General features: G+C 41.8%; 3 protein-coding genes. 2 read left to right on the forward strand and 1 reads right to left on the reverse strand.

Annotated elements, in window-relative coordinates; all coding sequences use genetic code 11:
- Positions 1 to 2,404: type IX secretion system sortase PorU (gene porU / locus Q1V93_RS09865; RefSeq protein WP_300664239.1), on the reverse strand; the 2,404-nt coding region annotated here is incomplete at its 3' end.
- Between the two features lie 154 nt (positions 2,405 to 2,558).
- Between porU and Q1V93_RS09870 the strand changes: the two genes are divergently transcribed.
- Together Q1V93_RS09870 and Q1V93_RS09875 are read left to right on the forward strand one after the other, a co-directional pair.
- A complete protein-coding gene (locus Q1V93_RS09870; protein ID WP_300664241.1) occupies positions 2,559 to 3,524 on the forward strand; it encodes a type IX secretion system membrane protein PorP/SprF in 966 nt (321 codons plus the stop codon).
- A 61-nt stretch (positions 3,525 to 3,585) separates the two neighbouring features.
- A partial coding sequence (locus Q1V93_RS09875; RefSeq protein WP_300664243.1) for an SUMF1/EgtB/PvdO family nonheme iron enzyme occupies positions 3,586 to 5,050 on the forward strand: 1,465 nt, incomplete at its 3' end.

A 5,050-nucleotide genomic window follows, 5' to 3' on the forward strand; every position in this document is an offset into this window, starting at 1 on the left:
CTTCTCCGCCATGCCCGATGTAATTGGTAATCAAACTTCCTCTTTCCACACGGTCTGTAATCGCATTGTATGCATCCGGATAACGATGCCCTCCGGTTGTGGAAATCTGTGTATATGCATCTATATAGATTTTTTCGCAATTCATTTCATTTGCCATTGACTGCACCTGGTTGAAAGCCGGTTCCGCATCCGCTGTAATAAACGTTCCGCCTTCTTCGTCGTCCGTAATATTGGTGTACACCTGGCGCCAATCACCAAACATATTCGCGGCCTCGTCAATACAGCAACTATTCTGATCATTCGAAGAAATCGGAGAATTGATTCCGTTCTTCATGTAATGTTCAATCTTATCGACCTGAGTTTGTGCATGAGTTGTATTTGAGATCAGCAAACGCCCCACTCCGATATCCATTAAATCCAAACCGCTGATTGATTCATTGTTATCCAGAAGTCCGAAATAGTCATCTGAAACCAAAGCGGCAATGTGATTCTCCGAATTCAGATATTCGTAAGTCGGGATCATGTAATTGTTTCCCGCAACTCTGTCCTTAGGGTCATAAGTCGCATCTCCGAACAAGCACAAAAACTTTGGTTGTTGAGCCACATTTCCTGCCGCGCGGTCGTAGAACATTTTCACAAAACGTCTGATCGCCGTTGCATCCTTGTTCCCGGAAGAGAACTCGTTGTAAACCTGGTCGATATCTACCACAACGGTCGTCAAACCGGTATTTTCATGCAGGTTCCCCAAACGGGTTGCCTGGTTGATAAATTGTTTCGGGCTGACAATGATATAATCATATTGCCCCAAACTATGTAAATCCTGGTTTTCCACCTGTTTGATAAATGTAGGTTGAGCGAAAACAGTTCCGTTAAAAACCAGGAATTCTCTCAGCGTGTCCGTACTTTGTCTGAAAGTAAAGGTGTTTCCGGTCAGATTTCCCTCGATTAATTGCGGGTTTGTTTTAGAGGAAACATCCCAAACACGATGGGTTGTATTCATTCCCTGTATTGAGAACAAACTCACATTTCCGGCTCCAACGGAGTTCACATCTCTGAACAGCATTGAATTCCCGTAAAACACCAGACTTCTTCTACCAACAATTTTGATAAAATCGAGATATGCTTTTACAGACGGGCTCACCCTGTTCAGGGTAAAGACAAGATCAATAGAGGGAGCAATCGGAGTGAATGTAAAGCCGGCAGCATTTCGGATGTAATCCGCGCCAGTCGAGTTCAAAGGTTCATTATTGACCTGAATTCCATTGTACACAACCCGGAAGCTATTCCCGGCAGAATTCGAATTGGATGCAACTGCATATTCCGTTTCTATAGGCGTGTTCAGATCCACATTCGGAACATTGAATTTAAACGTCTGAGTCAGTGTTGCATCAAATTGTTCTCCATACCAACGCTGTCCTCCTTCAACCAGGTTCACTGATTCATTTTCGTGGATATCGTAAAACGTATAGGAATTCACATTGTTTGTAACCGGCAAAGTAGTCTCCGGAAGATTCTGAATCCGCAAAGGAATTTCAGAAGCATCTATCCGGATAAAATAAGTATTCACCGAACTATAAATATGCATATTGCGGTTGAAATTTGTTCCTGAATTCCGACTCCAGCGGTTGGGTCCCGCTCCAAAGAACAAAAAGTATTCATCTTCCGTAAATGCCGTATCCGAGTTTCCGACAAACTGAATCGCATTTTTTTTCAAGTCATCCATATAAGGATCACTGTTCAACTCAGAAAGTCTTCCGTCCGCATTTCCATACAGGTTAATCGTTTTAGGATCCAAATGATCCACATCGACTCCCATGCTTTTGAAGAAACTCCTGTTAAGCTGGTAAATTCCGTCATTCAGAACAGAAATTTTGTACCAGGAACCACTGTTCAAAACAGAATTTGCAGCATAACTCTTCAGTTGGTTTGTACTTGCCACAACACCTCCCTGGGTGATTCTGATTTTATACGAAGTAATCTTTTGAAATCCAGCTGAAGTTTGGAAATATGGAATACACTTGGACTTCAGAAACTGCTCATTTTTTGATTTTGAAATTTTCGCCTCGATTTGTGCTGTTTTAGGAACCGGTACTTTGACCGTATTCAGGTAAGTTATTTCATACTGACTAAGCGCCTCTGTCCGGATGTCCAAAATCTGAACCTGGTACTGCCCGGATTTGAACTTTTGCTGAAATGAATAAACAGGAAGCTGATTTTCAAAATCCTCTCCCAAAACAAAAGGAACCGTCATTTGAACACCATTTACAGTGAGCTCCCGGGGTTTTAACCATTCAATTTCAACCGAAACATCCTGAGCAACAGATAAATGACCTATCAGAAGGAAAAGAACGAGCTTATAAAATTTGTTAAAAATGTAACTTGCTTGTGTTTTGTCGTTTTTCATGGTACAAAATTCGAAAACTAGATGAATGTTCAATCAAACGTATGAATTCTTTTTTTATTTTTGTGTTTCGGCGATTTAGTTGTAACCATTGTATTTATTTTTCGTAACATTGGCAAACCAATGCTACAATTAGCTTGAAAATATTCTTAACCGAATGAGAAATATTAAACTATTAGCGTTTGTTGGATGCCTTTTAGGCACATCTCAAATTTATGCGCAGGATCCGACATTTACGCAGTTTTACGCAAACCCTCTGTACCTGAACCCAGCATTTGCCGGATCGAACGGTTGTGCCCGTTTTGCTATGAACTATCGAAACGAATGGCCAAGCCTTTCGGGGAATTACGTAACCTATAGCGCATCCTATGACCAATACTTCAAAAACATCTCAGGAGGAATCGGCGTTTTAGCCACTCACGATATGCAAGGTCAGGGAACGATCAACACATCTATGCTCGGTCTGGTTTACTCTTACCACTTAAAAGTAAACAGAAAATTTGCGATGTTATTCGGTGTTCGCGCTGCCTGGTACCAAAAGTTTCTGGATTGGGACAAACTGACTTTCGGAGATCAGATTGACCCAAGAAGAGGTTTCATCTACCAAACAGGTGATTTACGCAGAGGTGGATCCAGAGGTTTTTTTGATGCATCTGCAGGTTTCGTGGGTTATTCAAAGCACTTCTTTTTCGGAGCAGCTGTTCACCACTTAAACATGCCGAATGAATCCGTAATCATCGGAAACTCTCCGATGCCTATGCGATTTACAGGTCATATGGGAGCTGAGATTCCACTGGGTGGAAAATCAAAATACCAGAACACCACGTCCATCATGCCAAACATCATCTACCAATATCAACAAGGTTTCCAGGAAATCAATATTGGTACCTATATTAAATACGGGGCTTTCAATGCCGGTGTATGGTTCAGAAACAGAGATGCCTTTATCCTGACTATCGGAGTTCAAACGCCGTCATTCAGAATCGGATATAGCTATGATGTTACTGTCTCAAGATTAAACAATGGAGTTTCGGGTGGTTCACATGAAGTTTCCCTGGGAATCTTTACAAAATGTAAAGGTCCGGTGAAAACCTTCAAAACAATTTCCTGTCCTTCATTCTAAATATTTTTTGTAACCTTTTGTTGATAATCCGTTTATAAACTTAACTTTGGTGTCCCAAAAAATGAAAAAACAAACCAAGCATATGAAAATGTTGCGTTTATTTATCTTAGCGGTTGCAGGTGTTGCAATAGCTTCGTGTAGCCGAGATTCCTCCTCATCAACAGGATGGGATTACAACAATGTAAACCACGGAGGCTTTCAAAAAGTTCCATTCGTAGATCAGGAAACTGGTCCGGGGCTTATTTTGGTTGAAGGTGGTACGTTTACAATGGGTATGGTTGAACAAGATGTCATGTTCGATTATAACAACCGCCCTGCACGTGTGACTGTTTCATCCTTTTACATGGATCAAACGGAAGTTACAAACTTCCACTGGTTAGAATACCTGTACTGGTTGAGAAGATCCTATGAGAAGTACGGAATGGTTTATAAAAATGCATTACCGGATACGCTTGCCTGGAGAAGTCCATTGGCATTCATGGATAAATACGTCGATTATTACTTACGTCACCCTGCCTACAGAGATTATCCTGTAGTTGGAGTTTCCTGGTTGCAGGCAACTGACTTCTGTAAATGGCGTACTGACCGTGTTAACGAATACATTTTGATCCGTGAAGGAGTTTTGGGATGGGATATTGATGCAGCAGATGCAGAAACATTCGATACTGATGCTTACTTGATGGGGCAGTTCGAACAGGATCCTGAAAAAGGAGGTAGAAAATTAAAAGATACAGATCCGACTCACAGAGACGGTAAGAAATTAGGCGAGCGTATCGTACGAATGGAAGATGGAATCCTTCTTCCGAGATACCGTCTCCCAACTGAAGCAGAATGGGAATTTGCAGCACTTGGTTTGATCGGAAACTTGTCTGAAGGAACAGAAGTAATTACAGAACGTCGTCAATATCCTTGGAATGGCCACTTCGTTCGTCAGGACAACAAAGAATTCACAGGTATTATCCGTGCTAACTTCGTGAGAGGAAAAGGGGATTACATGGGGGTTGCAGGACGTTTGAATGACGGTGCCGATGTAACTGCTCCTGTTGAGTCTTTCTGGCCGAATGATTACGGTTTATACCACATGGCAGGAAACGTTTCTGAGTGGGTAATGGATGTTTACCGTCCTTTAAGTTCTGAAGATTTTGATGAGTTCCGTCCGTTCCGTGGAAATGTATTCCAAACAAAAGTATTGAACAACGACGGAGCTGTTGAGCAGAAGAACCAACAGGTAATGTACGATGTTCACGGAATGAAAGAATATCTGAATGCTTTCGAGCGTGTGCGTTACCAACGTGTATCAGCAGCAAATCACAACCCGAATGATTCAGTTATTCCTGGTGGGATTCAAATGCACAACCAGGCTGAGCACCGTTATAAGCGTGGTGTAGCTCCGGATCCATACTATGTTTCTCACGGAAAGAAAAAAGATTCTGTTGAATTGGCTTTAATTGCAGAGATCAACGCAGTATTAGACAGAGCAATTCAGGATAAGAACGACAAATACGACATCGAAGCATCGGCTTTGG

It is taken from the genome of Fluviicola sp., from assembly GCF_030151805.1.
Lineage (GTDB): Bacteria > Bacteroidota > Bacteroidia > Flavobacteriales_D > Crocinitomicaceae > Fluviicola.